The following is a 24,173-nucleotide window of genomic DNA, read 5'->3' as shown; positions in this document are numbered from 1 at the left end:
GGCGCGAACGTGCGCGCATCTGAAGAAAATAACCCGAGGGTCTGTTCCCCGTTTCATTGCAAGCCGCGTCGCGGTGACACGGGAACAGTCCCTAGCCCGGGTCGCGGAAATCCGGGTGAAAGTTCGCCGGTACGGCCACGCTGATGTCGCTGCGGGTCGCGATGTCGATGCCTTCGCTGGCCACGTCGGCCAGAAAGTCGATTTGCTCCGGGGTGATTACGTAAGGCGGCAAGAAATACACCACGCTGCCCAGCGGACGCAACAACGCACCACGTTCCAGCGCATGCTGGAACACTTTGAGCCCTCGGCGTTCCTGCCACGGGTACGCCGTTTTACTGGCCTTGTCCTCGACCATTTCAATCGCCAGAACCATGCCGGTCTGACGCACTTCCGACACATGCGGGTGATCCGCCAAATGCGCCGTCGAGCTGGCCATGCGCTGCGCGAGGGCCTTGTTGCGCTCGATCACATCGTCTTGCTCGAAGATGTCCAGCGTGGCCAAGGCGGCCGCACACGCCAGCGGGTTGCCGGTGTAGCTGTGGGAATGGAGGAAGGCGCGCAGGGTCGGGTAGTCGTCGTAGAAGGCGCTGTAAACCTCGTCGGTGGTCACACAGGCCGCCAGTGGCAAGTAACCGCCGGTCAATGCCTTGGACAGGCACAGGAAGTCCGGGGTGATACCGGCCTGCTCACACGCGAACATCGTCCCGGTGCGACCGAAGCCCACCGCGATTTCGTCGTGAATCAAGTGCACGCCATAACGGTCACAGGCTTCGCGCAACAATTTAAGGTACACCGGGTGGTACATGCGCATGCCCCCCGCCCCCTGAATCAGCGGCTCGACAATCACGGCGGCCACAGTGGCGTGGTGCTCGGCCAGGGTCTGCTCCATGGCCATGAACATCACGCGCGAGTGTTCTTCCCAGCTCATGCCGTCCGGGCGCAGGTAGCAATCGGGGCTGGGCACTTTGATCGTGTCGAGCAGCAGCGCCTTGTAGGTTTCAGTGAACAGCGGCACATCGCCCACCGACATCGCTGCCATGGTCTCGCCGTGATAGCTGTTGGTCAGGGTCACGAAGCGCTTTTTGTTCGGCTGACCACGGTTGAGCCAGTAGTGAAAGCTCATTTTCAGCGCCACTTCTATGCAGGACGAACCGTTGTCGGCATAAAAGCAGCGGGTCAGGCCGTCTGGCGTCATCTTCACCAGACGCTCCGACAGCTCGATCACCGGCTGATGGCTGAACCCGGCCAGAATCACGTGCTCCAGCTGATCGACCTGATCCTTGATGCGCTGATTGATGCGCGGGTTGGCATGCCCGAACACGTTGACCCACCACGAACTCACGGCATCGAGGTAGCGTTTGCCTTCAAAGTCTTCGAGCCACACGCCCTCACCGCGCTTGATCGGGATAAGCGGCAATTGCTCGTGATCTTTCATTTGGGTGCAGGGGTGCCATAAAACGGCTAAATCGCGCTGCATCCACTGATTATTCAGGCCCATTTCCACTCTCCTGGCGCTGGCTCCCGGCGTGTGCGGGCAAACAATCGCGCAAGCCTATGCAATGCGCGAGTTCGTAACAAGTCATTGCATTTGCAACAATGCGTATCGCTTCTATGGTGTGCTGACGACCGCCGTCGCCGGGGAGTCATGAATCATCGTTAATGTTTTCTTAATACCTTCCTCCCAGGCTACAGATCGTATTTATCGATACCTTCCAGCAAAAAAATGCGCTTTCATTCGATAGGTAAACGATTAGTCTTAGGCCCAAGTTCCTACAGGATGTTGGCAATGCAGCTACGCAACTCTTCTTCTCGCTACGGTGCGGTCAGTATTTTCTTGCATTGGTTTATTGCCCTGGCCGTGTTCGGCCTGTTTGCCCTGGGCTTGTGGATGGTCGGTCTCGACTATTACAGCCCTTGGCGCAAGGAAGCCCCGGACCTGCACAAAAGCATCGGTTTGACGCTACTGGCCCTGATGGTCATTCGCGTGGTGTGGCGCTGGATCAGTCCGGCACCGCCTGCATTGGCCAGCTACAGCCGTGCCACGCGCATTGGCGCCAAGCTCGGCCATGGTTTTTTGTATCTAAGTTTGTTTGCGGTAATGATCGCCGGTTACCTGATTTCCACCGCCGAAGGCGTTGGCATCCCGGTATTCGGGCTGTTTGAAGTACCCGCACTGATTTCAAACCTGCCTGACCAGGCGGATGTGGCCGGTGTCGTGCATTTGTACCTGGCGTGGGCCGTGGTGATCTTTGCCGGTTTGCATGGTCTAGTCGCTCTCAAGCACCACTTTATCGATCGTGATGCGACCCTGACTCGTATGCTGGGACGCAAAGCCTGATGTTCAACCTCAACTCAAAAGGAATAGAACGCATGTTGAAAAAGACTCTCGCCGCTTTGGCACTGGGTACTGCACTGTTGTCCGCCGGCCAGGCCATGGCTGCTGACTACACCATCGACAAAGAAGGTCAGCACGCCTTTATCGACTGGAAAATCAGCCACCTGGGCTACAGCTTCATTCACGGTACGTTCAAAGACTGGAGCGGCACATTCTCCTGGGATGCTGCCAAGCCTGCTGACAGCAAAATCGACGTGACCCTGAAGACCGCCAGCCTGTTCTCGAACCACGCCGAACGTGACAAGCACATCGCCAGCAAAGACTTCCTGGACGTGAGCAAGTACCCGGAAGCCAAGTTCGTCTCGACCAAAGTCGTGCCCACGGGCGAGAAAACAGCTGACGTCACCGGTGACCTGACCCTGCACGGCGTGACCAAGCCCGTGACATTCAAGGCAACGTTCAACGGCGAAGGCAAAGATCCATGGGGCGGCGAACGTGCTGGCTTCAACGCCACCACGACCCTGAACCTGAACGACTTCGGCATCAAAGGCCCGGGCCCTACGTCTCAGACCCTAGACCTGGACATCACGCTGGAAGGTACAAAGAACAAGTAATAGCGCGTACACACGGCTAAAAAAACGCCCCGGCTTGCGAGAGCCAGGGCGTTTTTTTGTGCGTGGGATTCCCCCCTTGGCCCGCGTCTGATGAGCGAACGGCGAGGGGCGAAGGCATATTTGGCGACACAAAAAAACGCCCCCGATCTTGCGATGGAGGGCGTTTTTTATGCGTCAGTCGCTCAGCGGTTGCGGGTCAGCAAGGCTGGCTTCTCACCGCGAGGACGGTTCGGCAGTTGATCGAGCTGCTCAGGGGTCGGGAAGCGATCGCTTTTCGACTCTTTGTGCATGATCTTCGGCTGATTCTCGCGTGGGCCTTTAACGGCTGGCTCCTGGCGATCATCCCGGGCTGGACGGTTCTCGCGACGGGCCTGGCCGTCACGCGGAGCGCCGTTGCGCGGGCCACTGCGCTTGGCAGGCGGCGTGCCGGTGCTGGCGCCTGTGCCGGTGCGTGGACCGTTCTGACGACCGCCCGTGCGACCGGCCGGAGCCGCGCCGGTGCCTTGCGCCGGAGCGCCCGGACGACGGCCACGGCTCTGGTTGTTTTTGTTCTGGTACGGGCTGACGTAATCAGCGCGGTTACCAAAGTTGTCCACGTCGTCATCACGGAACTCGTCCGGCGCACGATTGGCGTCCGGGCGCGGGACGGCAGCGGCCGCTTGCTGACGCGGTTCACGCGCCGGTGTGCCTTCGCGTGGTTTGTGCTCACGGGCCGGGCGTTCGCCACGGGCTGCGGCCGGTTTTTCTTTACCCTTGTCTTTGCCTTTGTCCTTACGACCGCCACCGCCGCCATTAGGACCGTCGCCACGTGGGCCACGCGGCGGGTTGCGCGGGTTACGCACATCCGGACGCTCACGCACTTCAGGCTTTTCAGCTTCAATCGTGCTGGCATCGAAGCCCATCAGGTCGCCGTCGGCGATTTTCTGCTTGGTCATGCGTTCGATGCTTTTCAGCAGTTTTTCTTCGTCCGGCGCAACCATCGAGATCGCTTCGCCCGAACGACCGGCACGGCCGGTACGGCCGATACGGTGAACGTAGTCTTCATCCACGTTGGGCAGTTCGAAGTTGACCACGTGCGGCAACTGATCGATGTCCAGGCCACGGGCCGCGATATCGGTCGCAACCAGAATACGCACAGTGCCTGCCTTGAAGTCGGCCAGCGCTTTGGTGCGCGCGTTCTGGCTCTTGTTGCCGTGGATCGCGACAGCGCTCAGGCCATGCTTGTCCAGGTATTCAGCCAGACGGTTAGCGCCGTGCTTGGTGCGGGTAAAGACCAACACCTGCTCCCACGCACCGGCCGTGATCAAGTGCGCCAGCAGGGCGCGCTTGTGGCTGGCTGGCAGGCGGAACACGCGCTGTTCGATACGCTCGACCGTGGTGTTGGGCGGCGTGACTTCAATACGCTCCGGGTTGCGCAGCAGCTTGCCGGCCAGATCGGTGATGTCTTTGGAGAACGTCGCCGAAAACAGCAGGTTTTGACGCTTGGTCGGCAGACGCGCGAGCACTTTTTTCACGTCGTGGACGAAGCCCATGTCGAGCATCCGGTCGGCTTCATCGAGTACCAGGATTTCAACGTGGGAAAGGTCGACACTGCCTTGGCCCGCCAGGTCGAGCAAACGCCCGGGGCAAGCGACCAGCACGTCTACACCGCGGGCCATGGCTTGAACCTGAGGGTTCATGCCAACGCCGCCGAAGATGCAGGCGCTGACGAACTTCAGGTCACGGGCGTAGAGCTTGAAGCTCTCGTGGACCTGTGCGGCGAGTTCGCGGGTAGGCGTCAGGACCAGTACGCGTGGTTGGCGTGGACCGTGACGCTGGGATTTGTCTGGGTGGCCATTGGGAAACAGCTTTTCCAGAATCGGAAGAGCGAAGCCGCCGGTTTTACCAGTACCTGTCTGAGCCGCAACCATCAGGTCGCGACCTTGCAACACGGCGGGAATGGCCCGCTGTTGCACCGGAGTAGGCTCGGTATAGCCCGCTGCTTCAATGGCGCGGACTAAAGCCTCGGAGAGACCGAGGGAAGCAAAGGACATGAGTAATCCTGTTCTAGTTAGGGCTTTGCCCAAAGGGATAGTCTTGCCTGGCGTGAATGGCGTTTATAGGAGACGCAATCCCGTCCGGTCCTGCTTCGGTCCTGAAGGTCCATTCGCACCGCTCGCGCTGGCAAGTGCTGCGCAGTAGCGGGGTTGAATGCCTTGTACAAGGACGAGCGGCCGGGCGTAAGCCTGGCGGAAAGCCCGGAGTATAACAGAGCATTCACAACGCGCCGATTTCATGCTGCTCAACGGTTTTGTACCCACCGAGCGCACCCGGTCTGTAACCGCTCGCGCCCGTGCAACGTGCGGCGGCGGTTACAGGCGCGTGAATCAGCGTGGCAACTTCAGGTTGTTCCAGATCGCCAGGCTCGGTTCAGACTGGTTCAAGGTGTAGAAGTGCAGCCCCGGCGCGCCGCCGTCCAGCAAGCGTTCGCACATCTCGCTGATCACTTGTTCACCAAACGCTTGGATGCTCTGCACGTCGTCGCCATAGGCTTCGAGCTGCTTGCGAATCCAGCGCGGGATTTCAGCGCCACACGCGTCAGAGAAACGCGCCAGCTTGCTGTAGTTGGTGATCGGCATGATGCCCGGCACGATCGGCAGGGTGACGCCCGCGGCCTGTACGCGCTCAACAAACCGGAAGTAGCTGTCGGCGTTGAAGAAGTACTGGGTGATGGCGCTGTCAGCGCCCGCGTGGGCTTTGCGCACGAAGTTGCTGATATCGTCTTCGAAGTTGCGCGCTTGTGGGTGCATCTCCGGGTAAGCGGCGACTTCAATGTGAAAGTGGCTGCCGGTCTCTTCACGGATGAAGCTCACCAGGTCATTGGCGTAACGCAGTTCACCGCTGGCCATGCCCATGCCCGAAGGCAGGTCGCCACGCAGCGCAACAATGCGTTTGATGCCCGCAGCCTTGTACTGCTCCAGCAGGCCGCGCAGATCGCTTTTGCTGTCGCCCACACACGACAGGTGCGGCGCCGCAGGCACGTGTACTTCGCTCTCCAGTTGCAGCACGGTATTGATCGTGCGGTCACGGGTAGAGCCACCGGCACCGTAAGTGCAGGAGAAAAAATCCGGGTTGAAGGTCGCCAGATGGCGAGCCGTGTTCATCAGCTTTTCATGTCCAGCATCGGTCTTGGTCGGGAAGAACTCGAAGCTGAAACGACGGTCTTGAGACATGGGAATACCCTTGCGTACGCGCAGGGGGCCAACAGCAACCCCTGACGCTGAACTCACACACAAAAAAAAGGCGGTCAGTGCATGCCTGGCCGCCTTTCTTTAATCAGTAACGGTAAGCGTCTGGCTTGAACGGGCCTTCGACGGTGACGCCGATGTAATCAGCCTGTTGCTGGGTCAACTGGGTGACCACGCCACCAAAACCGCGAACCATTTCCAGTGCTACTTCTTCGTCGAGCTTCTTGGGCAGCACTTCTACGGTCAGACGCTCGGCTTGCAGTTCGGCCGGCATGTCAGCGTACTTCTGGGCGAACAGGAAGATCTGCGCCAGCACCTGGTTGGCGAACGAACCGTCCATGATGCGGCTCGGGTGGCCTGTGGCGTTGCCCAGGTTCACCAGACGGCCTTCGGCCAGCAGGATCAGGTAGTCGTCGTTCTGCGGATCGAAATCGTTAGGGCCGGTACGGTGGATCTTGTGAACCTGCGGCTTCACTTCTTCCCATGCCCAGTTCTTGCGCATGAAAGCGGTGTCGATTTCGTTGTCGAAGTGACCGATGTTGCATACCACGGCGCGTTTTTTCAGCGCAGCCAGCATGTTTTTGTCGCACACGTTGACGTTACCGGTGGTGGTCACGATCAGGTCGATCTTGCCCAGCAGCGCCGCGTCGATGCTGGCGGCGGTGCCGTCGTTCTGGCCGTTGATGAACGGCGAAACCACTTCGTAGCCGTCCATGCACGCTTGCATGGCGCAGATCGGGTCAACTTCGGAGACTTTAACGATCATGCCTTCCTGACGCAGGGACTGGGCCGAACCCTTGCCCACGTCACCGTAGCCGATCACCAGGGCTTGCTTGCCGGACAGCAAGTGGTCCGTGGCGCGCTTGATGGCATCGTTCAGGCTGTGACGGCAGCCGTACTTGTTGTCGTTTTTGCTTTTGGTCACCGAGTCGTTCACGTTGATCGCCGGGATCATCAGCTCGCCCTTGGCCAGCATGTCCAGCAGACGGTGTACGCCGGTGGTCGTTTCTTCGGTCACGCCGTGGATCTTCTTCAGCATGTCCGGGTATTTCTTGTGCAGCAGCTCGGTCAGGTCGCCGCCGTCGTCCAGGATCATGTTGGCATCCCATGGCTGGCCATCTTTGAGGATGGTTTGCTCCAGGCACCACTCGTACTCTTGCTCGGTTTCGCCTTTCCAGGCGAAAACCGGAATGCCGGCAGCAGCGATAGCGGCAGCGGCCTGGTCTTGAGTCGAGAAGATGTTGCACGACGACCAACGCACTTCGGCACCCAGGGCAACCAGGGTTTCGATCAGTACGGCGGTCTGGATGGTCATGTGGATGCAGCCCAGAATCTTCGCGCCCTTGAGCGGTTGTTCAGCGGCATACTTGCGACGCAGGCCCATCAGCGCCGGCATTTCGGACTCGGCGATAAAGGTTTCACGACGGCCCCATGGGGCAAGGGACATGTCAGCGACTTTGTAGTCGGTAAAACCTGCAGGCGTGTTTACAACGCTCATAGAGAGCCTCCATTCGTTTAATCGCGAATGGGCGCCGTTGTGCGTTGAGTGCCTGCCCAGGGAGCCCTGAACAAACAACGCCCCATCCGAGCCTGACAGGTAAGACCTGCTGCAGCGCCCCTCGGACAGGTGGCGGGAACGGTACTGGGTGACAATGACCGTTGTGAAGCGGGGGTGATTATAGCCATCCGGGCAGATGATCCCAAGGCTTTATCCAAGGCTTTTTCATTTGCTTAATCGAGACCATAGTCGAAGCTTAATAGAGCTGGGCGCCATGGTCTGACATCATGCGCGGCATCTAACGGCAGACGGTCAGGAGTGAACATGAATTTCCACACCCGAAAATGGGTAAAACCCGAAGACCTCAACCCCAATGGCACCCTGTTCGGCGGCAGCTTGCTGCGCTGGATCGACGAAGAAGCCGCCATCTACGCCATCGTTCAACTGGGCAACCAGCGCGTAGTGACCAAATACATCTCTGAAATCAACTTCGTCAGCGCCTCCCGTCAGGGCGACATCATCGAGTTGGGCATCACCGCCACCGAATTTGGCCGCACCTCCATCACCCTCACCTGCGAAGTGCGCAACAAGATCACGCGCAAGAGCATCCTCACCGTCGACAAGATGGTGTTCGTCAACCTCGGTGAAGACGGCCTGCCCGCGCCTCACGGCCGTACCGAGATCAAATACGTCAAAGACCAGTTCCAGGATGAAAACCAGGCCTGATCCACCGCCTGTCATCGCTGCCTGGGCACGGGACAACCTCAAGCGTCGCTGAGCCCCCTGCAAAACAGCGGCACAGTGAACAGCTTCATGCCGCCAGTGTCGTACGCTTACACACGCTAACGGTCATGAAGCCTCATGGACACACAAAACACCGGCAAAACCCCCAACCTGTCGGCTGAAGAAGAGCACGACGTCACCAAAAACCAGCCCCCGCGTGCGGCGGTGCTGCATGAAATCATCCGCTTGCAGGGCGATCAGGAATTGGAGCGCAGCGTCGCGGCCCTGTTCTGGTCGGCCTTGGCTGCCGGTCTGACCATGGGCCTGTCGCTCATGGCCATGGGGCTGCTCAACTCGCGGCTGCCCAGCGGCGAAGCCTTCAAAGTGATTGCCAGCTTCGGCTACTGCGCAGGCTTTTTGGCCGTGATTCTGGCTCGCCAGCAACTGTTTACCGAAAACACCCTCACCGCCGTGCTGCCCATCATGAGCAAACCGACGTTGAGCAATTTCGGGCGCCTGTTCAGGCTATGGGGAGTGGTGCTGGTGGGTAACCTGCTCGGCACCCTGCTGGTGGCCTACGTCATGCTGCACTTGCCGATTTTCGACACCCGGACCGACAACGCCTTTCTGGAAATCGGCCGTAAGGTCATGGAAAACGACACGCGCCAGATGTTCGCCAAGGGCATTATTTCCGGCTGGATGATCGCGACCATGGTGTGGATGATCCCGTCGATGGAAAGCGCCAAGATGTGGATCATCATCCTCATCACCTACCTGATGGCGCTGGGCGATTTCACCCACATCGTGGTCGGCACGGCGGAAGTGTCGTATCTGGTGTTTGCAGGCGAGCTGCCATGGAAGGACTTCTGGCTGATCTTTGCCGGCCCCACACTGGCGGGCAACATCATTGGCGGCAGCTTCATCTTTGCCTTGATCAGCCATGCGCAAATTCGCAGCGACAACCCGAAACCCACGAAAAGCTGATCGCTGCATCCGCAGGGGCCAAGATGCCCCTGCGGGTCGAGTGGCGCTTTAAATCACGTAATGCGCGATTGCCACAAAATGCAGCAGGCTGCCGGCGATCACAAACAAATGCCAAATGCCGTGGGCATGACGCAGGCGATGATCCAGGGCAAAAAAGATAATCCCCACCGTGTACATCACACCGCCCGTGGCCAGCCAGATAAACCCGGCCGTGCCGAGCGCGGCAATCAGCGGCTTGACCGCCACCAGCACGATCCAGCCCATCACGGCATAAATCACAATCGACAAAATACGCGCCTCGGAGCGCGGTTTGATCTCTTGCAGCATGCCAATCACCGCCATGCCCCACACGATCCCGAACAGCGACCAGCCCCACGGCCCATGCAACGTCACAAGGCAAAACGGCGTGTAACTCCCGGCGATCAACAAGTAAATCGACAGGTGATCAAACTTCTGCATGATCACCTTGGATCGCCCGCGCACGCTGTGATAAACGGTCGACACGCTGTACAGCAACACCAGCGTGACCCCATAAATTGCCGCGCTGACAATCTTCTGCGGGCTGCCGTCAAGGCACGCCATGACCAACAACCAAACACTGCCCACTGCGGCGGCCACGGCCCCCAGCAAGTGAGTCCAGGCATTGAGCTTTTCTCCGTGATACATCTGCAACATCCTCAATAGCCGATAGTGCGACTGTGTCACTTTGTTTCGAGATAAGGGTCAAGGTTGCGAACTTAAAGGGCAATGCGGCGTTCGTCGAGGAAGACAGCATTTCTCCCCTTTAATCCTCAGACCTATAACTCAAACGCTTCAGACCTAACCCACACAAAATCCGCACTTTTCGCACACAAATCACCCATCCAACCTGACATAGCCTCCCGGCATGCACGCCCAAAATCACTCTGCAGGCCCACTAAAAATAACAGCCTGCGGGAGATCTCATGAAGCTGACGCCTACATGGACATCACCTCACTGGAACCGAAAAAGCCTACTGGCCATTTCGCACGACTGGCTTTACGAGCTGACTCAGCATCAAATCGCGGAACTGGAGCGAGCACTCCGACACTTGATTGCTACACGCAAAGGCCCCTTGCAATGCACACCGGCAGACTTCCCCTTACCGACCCTACACTCTGTTCTGCAACACGCTCTGGTCGAGTGCGAACACGGGTGCGGCCTGTTTCTTATAAGAGGCATACCCGTGGCGAACAAACCGATACCACTTGCTCGTTTATTAGCATGGGGCATTGGTCTGCATATGGGCGTACCGTTAATTCAAAATGAAACTGAAGCGCTATTAGTTGAGGTTCGAAACAAAGACAATCTGTCCCCACAGAACATACGAGGCCATAACACAGCCAGGGAAATGGAATTACATGTCGATGCTTGCGATTTGGTAACGCTGCTCTGCCTTTCAAAAGCCGCTGAGGGCGGCCGCTCAAAAGTCGTAAACAGTCTGACCATTCATCATCAACTCTCAACCCAATACCCCCTTGAGTGCAGAGCCCTTTCTTTACCCCTCCCCTTTATCGATGTCAGCAAAACCGAAGCCGGTATGGCTGGATTCTTCATGTGCCCAGTATTTACGAGGATGCCGGATGCATTCAGCTGCCGTTTCTACCGCACACGGATCCTGGCAACGCAAGAATTAAGACAAGCACCAAAGATTAACCCGCTCACACTCAAAGCATTGGACCATTTCCAGCGTATAGCGGGGGATGCTGACCTCAATGTCGAAATGGACTTACAACCGGGCGACCTTCAATGCCTGAACAATCATGTCGTCTGCCATGCACGTGAAGCATTTCGGGATGGAAGCAAGCCTTCACAGCAACGATATTTACTCCGTCAATGGTTGGCCACTGGTGTGAGCAGACCTTTGCCGAAAAGCCACACATACGCATACGGCTCTATCAAGGCGGGCTCGCTGCGCGGCGGATATCAAGGCTGGGCAATCTCTCCTGCCATCAAAACGTTTCAAGAGTGTCTTGCTCACTACAACCAGATAACGGTTTAACCCTATCTTTTCGGGGAGATCGCTATGCCACAGCACCTGGATCAGATCGCGCCTGTTAAGCCCACGCGCTGGCAACTTTTTTACAACTTCGCATGGGTTGGGCTTTTAGGGTTTGGCGGGGTTTTGCCGTGGGCGCGGCAGATGATGGTTGATCGGCGTGGCTGGGTGAATGAAAAAACCTTCAATGAACTACTGGCCATCGGGCAGTTCTTCCCCGGCCCTAATGTCTGCAACGTGGCAATTATCTATGCGCGAAAGCAGCACGGGTTGCAGGGGGCCTGCCTTGCAGTGGTGGGGCTGTATTGCTTCCCTTCACTCATCACTGTTTCGGCGGGCCTGGCGTATGCCTCATGGTGGCAACATCAAACCGTCCAGCACGTGTTTGGCGCCATTTCACCCATTGCCACAGGGTTGATGCTCGGCACTGCATTGCGTCTGCTCAAGGCCATGCCACCTGCTACCGCCAATTACACTGTGTTCGTTTTGACCTTCATATTGATGGGCGTGCTGGTGGTGCCGTTATGGACCGTGCTGTTGATCAGCATGACGGTCTCGATGGTCTGGCGCCTGATTGACCGCAACGCCTGAGGAGCAACCATGCAGCCGGTGCTGTTTCATCTGGTGCTCCAGTGCGGGTTGTGGTCGCTGATGGCCATCGGCGGTAACACCGTGGCACTGGGGGATATTCACCGTTACACGGTGGCCGAGATGCGATGGTTGAACGACGCACAGTTCGTGTCGTTTTTTGCCCTGTCTCAAGCACTGCCGGGCCCGAACGGGATGTTCCTCGTATTCATCGGGCAACACGTGGCGGGCGTACCCGGAGCGTTGGCGACATTGATCGCCAAATTGCTGCCGTGCTCTGCGTTGACATGGTTTGGCGCAGGCTGGCTGGAGCATCATGCCGATACACCTTGGGTGCTCATGACTAAGCGCGCACTCGTGCCTGTTTCGATCGGGTTGATACTGGCAGCCAGTTACATTTTGATCGGCAGTCTTGAACTCAATCGCCTCAGCCTGTTGCTGACAACAGTCAGTGCGCTCGTGGTGGTGTTCAGCAAGCTCAACCCCCTTTGGTTGATCGCCATCGGCGTAGGGCTCGGATTGCTGAGCGCTCAGTCAGGGGCGTACTGGTTTGGAAGCTAAGGACTCAACTTTCCACGCACACACTGCCCTGCCCATGCAGTTTCATGGGATGCATCCCTTTCCCTTGCGCGAACTTTCCGAGACAATCCCCAACGCATTGCGCCTGACGGTTTACGCGCCTAGTCTCGTTCCGTCGCTGCTTATCAGCGATCGGGTTTAGCAGCTCGGATCACGTTAGGCGTACTTCGCCCCTTCAATACAGGCGCTTTTTTTGCCTGAATTTTATGGTGGTCGTGCGCAGGGCACCTTCGGGTGCGCCGGTTTCCTAACGTACCGGCCTGCTAACCTGCGCTCGGCCGCCACCCTTCGTTTAGCAGCGAAACTGGCGGTCTCCACACTACGTTAGGAGTTCGTACCCATGCTCAAAATCACCCCGGATCCACCCGCCCACGGGACGTTTGTGTTGGCGTCCAATGATGAGTTGCTCAAGGACCGTGCCGCTGCGCAGCGCGCCCTGAGTCACTACCTGCCCGGCAACACCGCCCGTCACCCAAGCATCGACGTAGAAAACGCATTGGTTCACGCGTCGGACTTGTTACGTTGCGCCAGCGTCTCGGCTGTTGAGGCAAGCAGCAACCTGGACGGGACGCAACGCGACTGGGTGTTGTCGGTGCTGTACTTGGTGGACATGGCCAGAACGCAGGTCGATCTATCGTTGAGCAGCCTCACGGCCCGCTGATCCAGACACGCGCCTGATTGACAGCAGGCGCGCTTCACCGTTGTTTGTTAAATGCGTTCGGCGTTTCGTAAATACACCGCGACTGAAACTTTCCACACGGCATACATTAAAGGGACGCCTGCTATAAACAGCATCGGCCATGCGTGCTCGCGAACCACAATATAGAGACCGGCATGCAATGCACTTATATAAAAGCCCATCACGCTCACGGTTATAAAGAAAATAATATACATGCACCATTTCCCTATTGGCCTTGCATCATAGAACCAATAAGCACACAGATAACCGAACCCTGACAGGCCCAAGGCAATCCAAAGCGATTTGAAGCTAGCGTCTGTTAACACTCGGCTGAACGCACTGCCCATGTATGCCCCCAGATAAGCCGCCGAGATCGCGGCAGCCACCATGACAAGCAGAAACGTGCAAAAGCCTATGACACCCTCGCGACTCTTGGCCCGCATATCGGCCTCTTCCGCTTCGTCCTCACCCGGTTTAGGCCGACGCAGCCCGACTGCGGTAATGAAACCCGCTGACATCCCGCCCAACGTAAAGATGCACAAGTTGCTGACCAGTGCGAACGCCGTGGACTGCTGCTCCTCTTCGGTCTGGCTGCGCTGCCTGCTGGCCAAAGCTTGTTCCACGTTCAACTTCAACTGATCGAGGTCAGAGCACCGCGTTGTATCTTTGCCGCACTGGATGCTTTCAGCCGACAATTTTTCAATCGCCGCTTGAACAATGATCTCGGGATAATCGAAGCTTTTTTTCAACTCCCCTTCTACAAAATACATATGCGTCAGGATTGTAACGGCGCCAGTCACCGACACTAAGAATGCAAAAAGACACCCTATGCCCTGCGGAAACTTAGTGACCACCAGCACGGCCAAGAACATGAAGACAGCCCAAAAAACCAAATCAATGCCGTAGGGCATATTTATGGCGTGCGACACAAACTCACTCACCCACACAACTCCTGTTCATTAACGTCCCGTTTCGATTGAGTTGATTCAATAAGGCCGGGCTACTGCGCCCCCAACACCAACCGCTCCAACGCCCACAAATCCGGGATCTTGGCCACATGCTCGCCCACTTGCACGGCAGCCCGTTCCAGCGGGCAGAGGGGCACGTCGACAAAGCTCAGTTGGCTGTCGAGTTTGTAGGAACGCGGGATGCCTTGGACCACCATGGCGATGTACTTGAGCGCCGGGTTGCCGCCCAGGGTGTTGAGGATGACGATGCGCGCGCGGTCGCCAATCAGCAGCGGGCTGCCGCAGGCCGCTTCGAAGCTGATGAGCGGCAAGGGATGGTCGCGCCAGATGATCTGGCGCAAGTGCCACGGCGGCGAGTCACTACTGGGTTCGCCACGCTGGTAGTCGATCAGTTCTGCGATCGCGACGTTGGGCAGTAACAGGTCGCGATCGGCCAGCGGCAAGAGCAGGCACGTCAGACTGCCTACACGGTGATCAAGCATGGAAGGTGCTCCAGTAGGCGATGCGTTCCAGCAATACCGACTCTTGGTAGGGTTTGCCCAGGTAGTCGTTGACGCCAATGGCCATGGCGCGGTTCTGGTGTTTCTGCCCGGTACGCGAGGTAATCATGATGATCGGCATGTCTTTGAGGCGCGGGTCGTTACGCACATGCGTGGCCACTTCGAAGCCGTCCATGCGCGGCATTTCGATGTCCAGCAGCATCAGGTCCGGGGTGTGTTCTTCGAGCACGCTCATGGCGTCGACCCCGTCTTTGGCGGTGATGACGTTCATGCCGTTGCGCTCCAGCAGGCGGCTGGTGACTTTGCGCACGGTCACCGAATCGTCGACCACCAGCACCAGCGGCGGGCGCACGGCGGGGATGAATTCGAGTCCGCCGCCTGCTTCGTGCTGGGCGCGCAGCAACGGCTGACGCACCTGATGCGCGCGGATGTAGGCCAGCAAATCCAGGATCAGTACCACACGGCCATCCCCCAGAATCGTCGCACCCGACAACCCCTGCACGGCAGCGAATTGCGGGCCGAGGCTCTTGACCACGATCTCGCGCGAGCCCGCCAGGGCATCGACTTGCAGGGCCACGCGCATGTCCTGGCAATGCACCAGCAGCACCGGCAATGAATGGGTTTCGCCCGCCAGCTTGGGTTTGACCACGGTCTGTAACAACTCGCCCAGATACCGCAGTTCGTAGGTCTGGCCGCCGTAGTGATACAGCGGCGGGTTGAGTTGGTAATAGCTTTCAAGCTCGCTGGGCATGACCCGCACGATGCCTTCAACGGTGTTGAGCGCGATGGCGTATTGCTCATCGGCGCACTGCACCATCAAGGCCCGGTTGAGGGACACACTGAACGGCAGGCGAATCTGAAAGTGCACGCCCTGCCCTGCCACCGAGTCGAGGGTCATGCTGCCCCCCAACTGACGCACTTCTTCGTGGACCACGTCCATGCCCACGCCGCGCCCGGAAATCTGGGTGATTTTCTCGGCCGTGGAGAAGCCCGGTTGCAAGATGAACTGCAACACGTCGCGGTCGCTGACGCTGTTCAGCGGGTCCAGCAGGCCGCGATGGATCGCTTTGCGGCGCACGGCTTCAAGCGGGACACCGGCGCCGTCGTCGCGGATATCAAACACCACGTCGCCGCCTTCGTTGGACAGCTCAAGCGTAATCATCCCTTGCTCGGGCTTGCCGCTGGCATGGCGCACCTCGGCGGGCTCCAGACCGTGGTCGACGGCGTTGCGCAGCATGTGCTCCAACGGCGCCACCATGCGCTCCAGCACGTTGCGGTCAATCTCGGCTTCGGCGTTGATGACGCAGAATTCGACCTGTTTGCCCAACTCGCTGGCCACCTGGCGCACCACCCGCTTGAGGCGCGGCAAGACGCGCTCGAACGGCACCATGCGGGTGCCCATCAGGCCCTCTTGTAACTGGGTGTTCACCCGCGCCTGTTTTTGCAACAGGTTGTGTGCGTCCTGATTGCGCGCGGCGAGCGTGGCCTTGAGGTCGAACAGGTCGGACGCGGACTCGAACAGCGCACGCGACAGTTGTTGCAACTGCGAATGCCGGTCCATTTCCAGCGGGTCGAACTCGTCGTAGGCCAGCCCCTCCGCTTCACTGTGCGGACGGTTGTGCAAACGGCCCTGGGTTTCGATGTCGAGACGGCGCAGCTGGTCGCGCATGCGCTCCAGCGTGGTTTGCATCTCATTGAGCGCGACGTGGCCATCGTTGATCTGTTGCTCGATACGGCCGCGAATCATCGAGGTTTCGCCCGACAGGTTGACCATGTCTTCCAGCAACTCGGCCGGCACCTTGACGGTGTCCAGCCCGGTGCGCTCGCCTTCGGTCACCGCCGTGGCACTGGCTTCGGCCTTGCTCGGCGCGGGGGGCTGGGGCGCTTGCGGGTCTGAGCGTTCGGTGCTGCGAATTCGCGCAATCAAGTCCTGCGGCGACTGCAACGGCTGCCCGCTGCGCAGGGCATCGAGCATTTGCGCGGTGCGGTCATGACAACCCTGCAACAAGGCAAACAGCTCGGCATCCGCCGTGACCACACCCGCCGACACGTCCTCCAGCAGGGTTTCCAGTTCGTGGGCGAAGTCGCCAATGGCGGTAATTTCCACCATGCGCGCGCCGCCTTTGAGGGTGTGCAGATCGCGCAGCAGGTTTTCGACTTCAAGGGTGTTTTGCGGTTCGGCTTGCCAGCGCGCCAACGCGGCGCCCGAGCTTTCGAGGATGTCGAAGGCTTCTTCGAGGAAGATTTCCAGCAACTCGGGATCGGCGCCGCTGGTTGGGTCCGCCTCAGCGGCGGGCTGCCCCGCAACCGGCGGGCCGGGATGACGATAGTCGCGAATGGCCTCAATCAGTTCAAAGGGCTCGCGCAGCGGTTGCTGCTGTTGCAGGTGTTCAAGCATGAGGGCCAGGTGCTGGTGGCTGCGAACCAGCAACTGCGCCAGCGCCGGGCTCTCGTTGGCACGACGGTCCAGCAGGCCCTCGTACAAGTGTTCCAGCTCATGGGCCAAATCGCCCACCGGGACGACGCCCGCCATGCGTGCCCCGCCCTTGAGGGTGTGCAAATCACGCTGCAACGATGACAGGGGCGCGAGGCTGTCGGGCTCGCTCAACCAGCGCTGCAAGGCCTGGCCCGCGCTCTCCAGAATGTCGACCGCTTCTTCGAGGAAAATGGCGACTATTTCGTCGTCCAGCCCGTCATCGTCGTCCTCACCTGCGATCTCATCGAGTTGTGCAGTGGCAGCCCCCAGCTCGGTGATGTCCAGGGTCTGGCCGCCTTCGCGGCGGATCAACCCCGTGGCGTCGGGCGCCAACCCTTGGTGCAGTAATTGGTTCAAGGTGTGGATGAGGGTCGGCTGCGGGGTGATTTCCTGACCTGCGGCCAATTGGTCGAGCATGTTAATCAGCGCTTCGTGGGCGTCATCAGCCACGTCGAAAAAACGATCGCTAACGGCCAGACTGCTTTCTTCAACCGCCCCATACAGGTCCAGCAGGGCTTCGCACAGCGCGTCGACCGGTGGCAGGTCGAGCGCGTGCGCGGCCTCGCCAAAGGCGGTCAACAGGTCCAGCAGCGTATCGAGCCCCTCGCGCTCATGGGGGTGCTGACGCCAGTGACGCAGCAGGTCTTCGGCGTCAAACAGGGTGTCCATGCCCTGTTCCAGAAACGCCGTGATGCGCTGCGGGTCGCGCTTGGGCACCAACGCGCTGCCGGTTGCGTTGAGCAACGCATCCAGCCGGTCGGCAATCAGGCATTCCGTGCGCTCAATCAGGGAGCGCGCGCCCTGGATGTCGGCCAGCGGATCAACGTCCAGTTGCTTCAAGCCGCGGTGCAACAGGCCGTCGGCTTCGAGCAGCAGCTCGATTTCGTCCAGATCCAGCGCCACGTGATGGGCTTTGTACTCACGCACCAGATGGTCCAGTGGCGCCGCCAGTTCGGCCATGGGCAACACACCCGCCATGTGTGCGCTGCCTTTGAGCGTGTGCACGGCACGTTGCAGGTCATCACTGGCATGCAGCGGCATGTGCGCGCTGGCCTGATCGAGGAAGCGGTTCAACGTGTCGAGGTGGGTCTGCGCTTCCTGCCGGAAGATCTCCAGTAATTGCGGGTCAAAGGACGGGCTGTCCTGCTCGATCAACAGCGGCAAAGGATCGCCCTGGGACAACTGATGCGCCCGCGCGGCCAGTGCGTCGACGTCGTCACGCTGACGCTGGTCTCGCTCGGCAAACGCCTGAATCAACTCGGGCAGGATCACCAGCGTGTCTTCGAGCAACTGATGAATCGCCGGCCCCGGCGCCACGCTGCGTTCGATCACCCGGTTGAGCAGGTTTTCGACCGCCCACGCCAGTTCACCCAGCACCAGGGCGCGCACCATGCGCCCGCTGCCTTTCAAGGTGTGAAAGCCGCGTCGCAGCTCACTCAGCGCGTTGCTGTCCGCCGGGTTGGCCACCCATTGCGGCAGGGCTTCGTGCAGCGCCATCAGCACTTCATCGGTTTCTTCGAGGAAGACTTCGAGCAGTTCTTCGTCCACCGGCACCTCGTCCACCGGGGGCGGCAACAGGCTGCCGGGGATGTGCTGCGCGGGCGGGTTGAGTGCCGACACCGGGCTGGCCAACACGTCGGCCAGGCTTTGCACCACCTGCGGGTCTTGCAACTCTTGCAGGTCTTCCATCACCAGCACTTCGGTCGGGCTGAGGATGTCATCGAGCAGCGGGACATTGCGTTCGGCCGGGGCATACCCGAGCGCGATCAGGCTGTTTTCGGCACGGTCCAGTACGGCCTCGCCTGCCGCACCGGGGTCCAGGGCCAGACGCTCCAAATAGTATTCGATGCTCACCAGTGCGTCGGCAAAGTGGTCGATGTGCCGCGCATCGGGCCGCTCGCGGCCCAGCAACAGGTGCTCGCACAAGTAGTCGTCACAGGCTTGCAGCAAGCTGGCAGCGCGGTTGAGCGGGATCATCGCCAGTGCCCCGCGAATTTGCGTGAGCAAACCCGGCACCGCCTGCAACGCCTCGCGGTCGTAATCGGCGGCCAGGTAGTCGTTGATCAAGTCTTTGGCTTCGTCGAACACCAGCCGCGCTTCCTTGATCACCAACTGGTGGATTTGCATCAGGTCGGTGGTGGGCAGGCGGCTTTCTTCGCGTTGCGAAGGTTCGACGCTGCCGACCATCCCGGCCAGCGTGGCCTCGACGTACAGCAGCGCGGCGGCAACGTCCATTAACACCGGGTCCGTTGGCTCGCGCTGGCCCTGAGCCAGGCTCTGCACCACGGCCAGTTGGTCAATGATGACCTTGCGCGGCTGGCCAAAGCCTAAAACAGCCAGCGTGTCGGCTATCTGCCGCAGCGGCGCCAACAGGCTGCTGAGCTCCGACACGTGGGTGCGGTCGCTGCGCACAAACAGGTCGAGGCGCTCCTTGACCCGCACCAGTTCCTCACACAGCGCGGCCACGACGGAGCGCATGGCATCGCGGTCCGGCCCGGCCAGGCGCGCGCGCTCGGCGTCGACCATGGCCGCATCGGGCATGGCTTCGTCCAGTTCGTACAGGGCCTTGAGGCTGAGCATTTTCGGCGTAGGGCGCTCAGCCTTGGCGATGTAAAACAACAGGCTGGTGACGAGCCTGTCGGAAGCGGGCTGATTGACCGCTTCGATGCCTTGGGCCTGAAGCCGTTGCAGCGGTTTGTCGGTTTCTCTGAGCAGGCTGCGCAGCGCCGGGCTGTTGGCGACTTTGCCCTTGAGCATGCCTTCGACCAACGCCGAGGCGATTGTCCACAGCGCATTGAGGGGCGCGCCCCGGCACAGGGTTTCCAGTTGCGCAAAGACCTCGGCCAGTTGCGCCAACTGACCCGGCACGTCGTCTTCACGCAGCAGCCCCAGCAACGCACTTTGCAGGTGTTGACGCAGGGCAGGCACCCGCTCGGACACGTCCTGCACCGGCAGTTGCGCCAGCGGCGCCAGCACCTGCAAGGGCGGGCTGAACAGGCTGGTTTGCGCAAGCAGGGGTTGGCCCCGGGCGGTGCGCAGGTCGTTGATCAAAGGCAGCACCACCAACGGCCAGTCGCGCCGGGCGCTGTGCACGCGGTCCAGATAAAGCGGCAATTGGCTGAAGGCCTGTTGCAAGACCCGCACGGCCTCGTCGAGCTGGCTGACGCGCCCGTGTTGCAGGGCCATCACCAACTGTTCCATCTCTTCGGCCAGCAACGCAGCGCCGTAGAACTCGACCATCAACAAGCTGCCATGCACTTGATGCACGCACGCCAGGCACTGCGCCAGCGCCTGGGGCGAAGGCTGCAACGCATAGCCATCCAGCGCTGCGCGGGCCAGTTTGAGGGTCTCACCGATTTCGTCTTTGACCCACTCAAGGGCTACGTAGTCGTGCCGGTCAACCATAACGACTCCCGTCAATATTGCGCCGCACTACTGAGGCTCACGCGGTTCAGGGGTGTCGGGCAAGGTAAAACCGGACACCGAACGCCGCAGTTGGCTGGCCATCTTGGCCAGGTTGCCAATGCTGTCGGCGGTGGCGGTCGAGCCGGACGAGGTCTGGCTGGTGATTTGCTGGATCACGTTCATGGTCAAGGAAATCTGGCCCGCCGAGGTGGTTTGCTGCTGGGCGGCATTGGAAATGCTTTGGATCAGGGCGGCGAGGTTTTGCGACACGCCTTCGATCTCTTCGAGCGCCACCCCGGCGTCCTGCGCCAGACGCGCCCCGCGCACCACTTCGGTGGTGGTTTGCTCCATGGAGATCACCGCTTCGTTAGTGTCGGCCTGAATCGCCCGCACCAGGGTTTCGATTTGCCGCGTGGCGGCCGATGAACGCTCGGCCAAGCGCTGGACTTCGTCAGCGACCACGGCAAAGCCGCGCCCGGCATCCCCAGCCATGGACGCCTGAATCGCCGCGTTGAGGGCCAAAATATTGGTCTGGTCGGCAATGTCGTCAATCAAGCTGACAATGTCGCCAATCTCTTGAGACGACTCGCCCAGACGCTTGATGCGCTTGGCCGTGTCCTGAATCTGGTCACGGATGTTGTCCATGCCGTGAATGGTGTTGTGCACCACTTCGTTGCCTTTGTTGGCAATCGCCACCGAGCGCTCGGCCACCGCCGAGGACTCTGACGCGTTGGCCGACACTTCATCGATGGAGTGGGCCATTTGCTCAATGGCGCCCGAGGCTTCGGCAATCTGCCGGGCCTGATGCTCGGAGGCTTCGGCCAGTTGCATCGCGGTGGCCTGGGTGTCTTGCACCGCCGCCGCCACTTGCCCGGCGGTGAGGTTGATGGTGGCCACCAGATCGCGAAGCTGGTCGACCGAGTAGTTGATCGAGTCGGCAATGGTGCCTGTGAAATCTTCGGTCACGGAGGCGGTGACGGTCAGGTCGCCGTCGGCCAGGTCGGCAATTTCATCCAGCAAACGCATGATTGCGTTTTGGTTGCGGTCGTTCTTCTCGGCGGTTTCGCGCAGTTGGCGATTGGTTTCGCGCACCATCACCATACCGATCAGGATGATCGACGCCAGCGCCAGCAAGCCCAATACGTAGCCGCCGATGATGTCCAGCGAGCGGCCGCTGGCAAGATTCTCGAACCCGTTGGCCAGCATTGAGGCTTCGTCGAGCAAGGTCTGCGACAGGCTGAAGATATTGCTCGCGGCTTCGCGCACTTGAAACAACTGCGGCGAGGTTTCGAGGATTTCATCCACCGAACCCGATACAAACTGGAACAGCTCCGAGATTTCTTGCAAGCGGGCGCGGGCGTCTTTGTCTTCGACCTGCGAAATACGCATGCCCGCGTTGCCTTCGAGCATGCCGTTCAGCACTTGGCCGAAACGGTTGGCGTCACGCCCGAAAGCATCGGCTGCCTGAGCGGCGGTTTCGTCCCCGGCCAGTACCGTGTTGACGGCGCCCAGAATCCGCTCGGCCAGCAATGATTGGCGTTGTGCCACCGCCACCTGGCTGGCCGGCGCTCCGCGCTGCAACAGGATCTCGACCACTTTTTCGTATTCGACCTGCAACTGCGGCACGGTTTCGGCCAGCGTTGCCGCCACTTGGTGCAGCGAGAGCACGGTTTGTTCACTGGCCAAAATGGCGTTGGTGTTGCTTAGCAACTGTTCCCAGTCGCGCTGAACGGCCTGCATTTCTTTGTGCACGGCGGGTGGCGCGGCAGGCAGGCCGGTGGCCGGGTCGCCTTTTTTCAGGTAACCCCAGCGCTGGCTGAAGTCGTTACGCGCATCGCTCAGCAGGCGGAACGCCGCGGCTTTACCGGCAGCGGCTTCAGTGGCGTTTTTGGCAATGCGCTGGGACAGCACGCGCAGCTCGCCCGCGTGGCTGATGTATTGCTTGTCGTAGTTGGACTGGGTGTTGAGGTAAGCAAAATTGGCGAACAACAGCATGATGAACACGATCAGGGCGATAAACAGCACGATGATCTGCGAACGGCTGCGCGACCCTTCCATTGGTTTAGCGTTGTTGGCTGCGGTCATCGATCAGGCCCTGACATGCTGTATGGATGCTTGAGGTTCCACGTGCTCACTGCTCACACCGCGACCGCCCGGAACTCGAGCGCTTGCGCCAAGGCAAACGGGCTGAATACCCACCAGTCACGGGCGGCAGCGAAGCGCCCTTGTACATAAGGCGCGAAAGGTAAGCCGGGGGAAACGGGTGGGTGGGTGTCCAGATCCGTTTGGGCAAAATGCTGCATGCCCAGCACTTCATCGACTTGCAGGCCGACGAAGATGTCTTCGTACTCCAGCACCAACACCCGGCGCTGTTTGCGCAACGGGGATAACTCGACGCCGAAAAAGCCGCACAAGTCCATGATCGGCAGCAGTTGCCCACGCAGGTTGGCGACGCCTCTGACCCAGGGTTTGACGCCCGGTAGCAAGGTGAAACGCGGCTCATGCAGGATCTCGGCGATTTCCCCCATTGGCGCCACAAAACACTGCTCGCCGATGCGAAATCCAATACCGCTCCAGGTGTGCGCCGCGGCGGGCTCGGCTACAGGCCCCGCCGCCAGCGAGCGACAGCGCTGGTCAATGTCGAGCAGCAGCTCAAACGCGGTCAGAGAATCGGGCATGGTGCGGCCATCACTTGTGCGTGGAGGCTGGCAGAAATTTATTGATTCCCTCGGTCAGCGCATCCTCTTCGACCGGTTTGGTCAAATACGCTTTTGCCCCCTGTCGAGCGGCCCAGACCATGTCGGTCTCTTGATCCTTGGTGGTCACCACAATGACCGGGATCCCTTGGGTTTCCGGGTCTTTGGTCAATTGACGCGTGGCCTGGAACCCGTTGAGGCCCGGCATCACGATGTCCATCAGGACCAGATCGGGTTTTTCCTTGCGCGCCAGTGCGACGCCATCTGCGCCGTTGCCCGCCTGCAACACTTGATGGCCGTGCTTTTCGAGCATGCCGGTCAATTTGTACATTTCAGTCGGCGAGTCATCGACGATCAGAATGCGAGCCATGGTGTTCCCCATTTATAAGGTGATCGGCCTGTTGACCGAGCATCAGTGAGCGTTTTGCACAACCGTGAAACCGGGCACGTGCGCCTTGATTGCATTGAGCAACTCGTCCCGACTGAAGGGTTTGGTCAAAAATTGATCAGACCCGACGATACGCCCTTTTGCCTTGTCGAACAGGCCGTCTTTGGAGGACAGCATGATCACCGGCGTGGACTTGAAGGAACGGTGGTTTTTGATCAGTGCGCAGGTCTGGTAGCCATCAAGGCGCGGCATCATGATGTCGACAAAAATGATGTGCGGATGATGGTCGACTATTCTGGCCAATGCATCGAAGCCGTCAACGGCGGTGATCACCTCGCAGCCAACGTTTTTGAGCAACGTTTCAGCGGTGCGGCGAATGGTTTTCGAATCGTCAATCACCATCACCTTCAAGGCGCTGGAATGCTTGTCCATATGTGCTCTACCATCGCCACGGCGACCCGTTTTGTTACAACGTTGCGATCCCGAAGCCCAAGT

At 59.6% G+C, this 24,173-nt stretch carries 20 protein-coding genes and 1 riboswitch; of the genes, 8 read left to right on the top strand and 12 right to left on the bottom strand.

Annotated features, from left to right (window positions below; all coding sequences use genetic code 11):
* Positions 1-91: 91 nt before the first annotated feature.
* Entirely contained in the window at positions 92-1,498 is a 1,407-nt protein-coding gene (locus tag TU74_RS04765; protein ID WP_048375352.1) for an adenosylmethionine--8-amino-7-oxononanoate transaminase, read from the bottom strand.
* A 288-nt stretch (positions 1,499-1,786) separates the two neighbouring features.
* On the opposite strand from TU74_RS04765, the gene TU74_RS04760 reads away from it, so the two are divergent.
* Positions 1,787-2,338: a cytochrome b gene (locus tag TU74_RS04760; RefSeq protein ID WP_047278307.1), complete on the top strand. Its 552-nt coding sequence runs from the start codon at positions 1,787-1,789 to the stop codon at positions 2,336-2,338.
* Between the two features lie 32 nt (positions 2,339-2,370).
* Entirely contained in the window at positions 2,371-2,949 is a 579-nt protein-coding gene (locus TU74_RS04755; protein WP_047278309.1) for a YceI family protein, read from the top strand.
* 182 nt (positions 2,950-3,131) lie between these two features.
* On the opposite strand, the gene TU74_RS04750 is transcribed toward TU74_RS04755, so the two are convergent.
* From TU74_RS04750 to ahcY, 3 genes are all read right to left on the bottom strand, one after another.
* Positions 3,132-4,982, bottom strand: a complete 1,851-nt coding sequence (locus tag TU74_RS04750; RefSeq protein WP_047278311.1) for an RNA helicase RhlE2 — start codon at positions 4,980-4,982, stop codon at positions 3,132-3,134.
* Positions 4,983-5,315: 333 nt separating this feature from the next.
* Complete coding sequence (gene metF / locus TU74_RS04745) at positions 5,316-6,161, bottom strand: methylenetetrahydrofolate reductase [NAD(P)H] (protein WP_047296073.1); 846 nt, start codon at positions 6,159-6,161, stop codon at positions 5,316-5,318.
* Positions 6,162-6,264: 103 nt separating this feature from the next.
* Positions 6,265-7,674 carry an adenosylhomocysteinase gene (gene ahcY, locus TU74_RS04740; RefSeq protein ID WP_048375350.1) on the bottom strand — a complete coding sequence of 470 codons (1,410 nt, stop codon included), beginning with the start codon at positions 7,672-7,674 and terminating at the stop codon, positions 6,265-6,267.
* 22 nt (positions 7,675-7,696) lie between these two features.
* Positions 7,697-7,803: riboswitch (S-adenosyl-L-homocysteine riboswitch) on the bottom strand.
* A 195-nt stretch (positions 7,804-7,998) separates the two neighbouring features.
* On the opposite strand from ahcY, the gene TU74_RS04735 reads away from it, so the two are divergent.
* Both TU74_RS04735 and TU74_RS04730 read left to right on the top strand, forming a co-directional pair.
* Positions 7,999-8,400 (top strand): acyl-CoA thioesterase, encoded by a 402-nt coding sequence (locus tag TU74_RS04735; protein WP_047279442.1) that lies wholly within the window; start codon positions 7,999-8,001, stop codon positions 8,398-8,400.
* 135 nt (positions 8,401-8,535) lie between these two features.
* Positions 8,536-9,381, top strand: coding sequence for a formate/nitrite transporter family protein (locus TU74_RS04730; protein ID WP_047296077.1), 846 nt, complete (start codon positions 8,536-8,538; stop codon positions 9,379-9,381).
* A gap of 48 nt (positions 9,382-9,429) precedes the next feature.
* Here the strand turns inward: TU74_RS04730 and trhA are convergent, their stop codons facing one another.
* A complete protein-coding gene (gene trhA / locus TU74_RS04725) occupies positions 9,430-10,047 on the bottom strand; it encodes a PAQR family membrane homeostasis protein TrhA (protein WP_047278321.1) in 618 nt (205 codons plus the stop codon).
* 278 nt (positions 10,048-10,325) lie between these two features.
* Here trhA and TU74_RS04720 point away from each other — a divergent pair, with 278 nt between their 5' ends.
* From TU74_RS04720 to TU74_RS04705, 4 genes are all read left to right on the top strand, one after another.
* Positions 10,326-11,402, top strand: a complete 1,077-nt coding sequence (locus tag TU74_RS04720; RefSeq protein ID WP_048375348.1) for a TauD/TfdA family dioxygenase — start codon at positions 10,326-10,328, stop codon at positions 11,400-11,402.
* Positions 11,403-11,426: 24 nt separating this feature from the next.
* On the top strand, positions 11,427-11,990 hold the full coding sequence (locus tag TU74_RS04715) for a chromate transporter (RefSeq protein WP_048375345.1): 564 nt from the start codon (positions 11,427-11,429) through the stop codon (positions 11,988-11,990).
* A gap of 9 nt (positions 11,991-11,999) precedes the next feature.
* Positions 12,000-12,548 carry a chromate transporter gene (locus tag TU74_RS04710; protein ID WP_047279446.1) on the top strand — a complete coding sequence of 183 codons (549 nt, stop codon included), beginning with the start codon at positions 12,000-12,002 and terminating at the stop codon, positions 12,546-12,548.
* 358 nt (positions 12,549-12,906) lie between these two features.
* Positions 12,907-13,227 (top strand): DUF6124 family protein, encoded by a 321-nt coding sequence (locus tag TU74_RS04705; RefSeq protein WP_052892220.1) that lies wholly within the window; start codon positions 12,907-12,909, stop codon positions 13,225-13,227.
* A 47-nt stretch (positions 13,228-13,274) separates the two neighbouring features.
* Here the strand turns inward: TU74_RS04705 and TU74_RS04700 are convergent, their stop codons facing one another.
* Genes TU74_RS04700 through pilG form a run of 7 tightly spaced genes read right to left on the bottom strand, consistent with a single transcriptional unit; the run spans position 13,275 to position 24,110 of the window.
* On the bottom strand, positions 13,275-14,186 hold the full coding sequence (locus tag TU74_RS04700) for a hypothetical protein (protein ID WP_047296083.1): 912 nt from the start codon (positions 14,184-14,186) through the stop codon (positions 13,275-13,277).
* Positions 14,187-14,245: 59 nt separating this feature from the next.
* Complete coding sequence (locus TU74_RS04695) at positions 14,246-14,695, bottom strand: chemotaxis protein CheW (RefSeq protein ID WP_047278324.1); 450 nt, start codon at positions 14,693-14,695, stop codon at positions 14,246-14,248.
* The gene (locus TU74_RS04690; protein ID WP_048375343.1) at positions 14,688-20,594 is read right to left on the bottom strand and encodes an Hpt domain-containing protein; all 5,907 of its coding nucleotides are present in this window, start codon (positions 20,592-20,594) and stop codon (positions 14,688-14,690) included. The genes TU74_RS04695 and TU74_RS04690 overlap by 8 nt, the downstream gene beginning before the upstream one ends.
* A gap of 27 nt (positions 20,595-20,621) precedes the next feature.
* Positions 20,622-22,679, bottom strand: a complete 2,058-nt coding sequence (locus TU74_RS04685) for a methyl-accepting chemotaxis protein (RefSeq protein WP_048375341.1) — start codon at positions 22,677-22,679, stop codon at positions 20,622-20,624.
* A 53-nt stretch (positions 22,680-22,732) separates the two neighbouring features.
* Entirely contained in the window at positions 22,733-23,272 is a 540-nt protein-coding gene (locus TU74_RS04680) for a chemotaxis protein CheW (RefSeq protein ID WP_048375339.1), read from the bottom strand.
* A gap of 10 nt (positions 23,273-23,282) precedes the next feature.
* A complete protein-coding gene (gene pilH, locus TU74_RS04675; protein ID WP_047278330.1) occupies positions 23,283-23,660 on the bottom strand; it encodes a twitching motility response regulator PilH in 378 nt (125 codons plus the stop codon).
* 42 nt (positions 23,661-23,702) lie between these two features.
* A complete protein-coding gene (pilG, locus tag TU74_RS04670; RefSeq protein ID WP_048375337.1) occupies positions 23,703-24,110 on the bottom strand; it encodes a twitching motility response regulator PilG in 408 nt (135 codons plus the stop codon).
* Between the last annotated feature and the right edge of the window lie 63 nt (positions 24,111-24,173).

Source organism: Pseudomonas lundensis, from assembly GCF_001042985.1.
GTDB classification, from domain to species: domain Bacteria; phylum Pseudomonadota; class Gammaproteobacteria; order Pseudomonadales; family Pseudomonadaceae; genus Aquipseudomonas; species Aquipseudomonas lundensis.
Note: the sequence above shows the minus strand (reverse complement) of the source record. Positions and strands in the feature narration are given on the sequence as shown.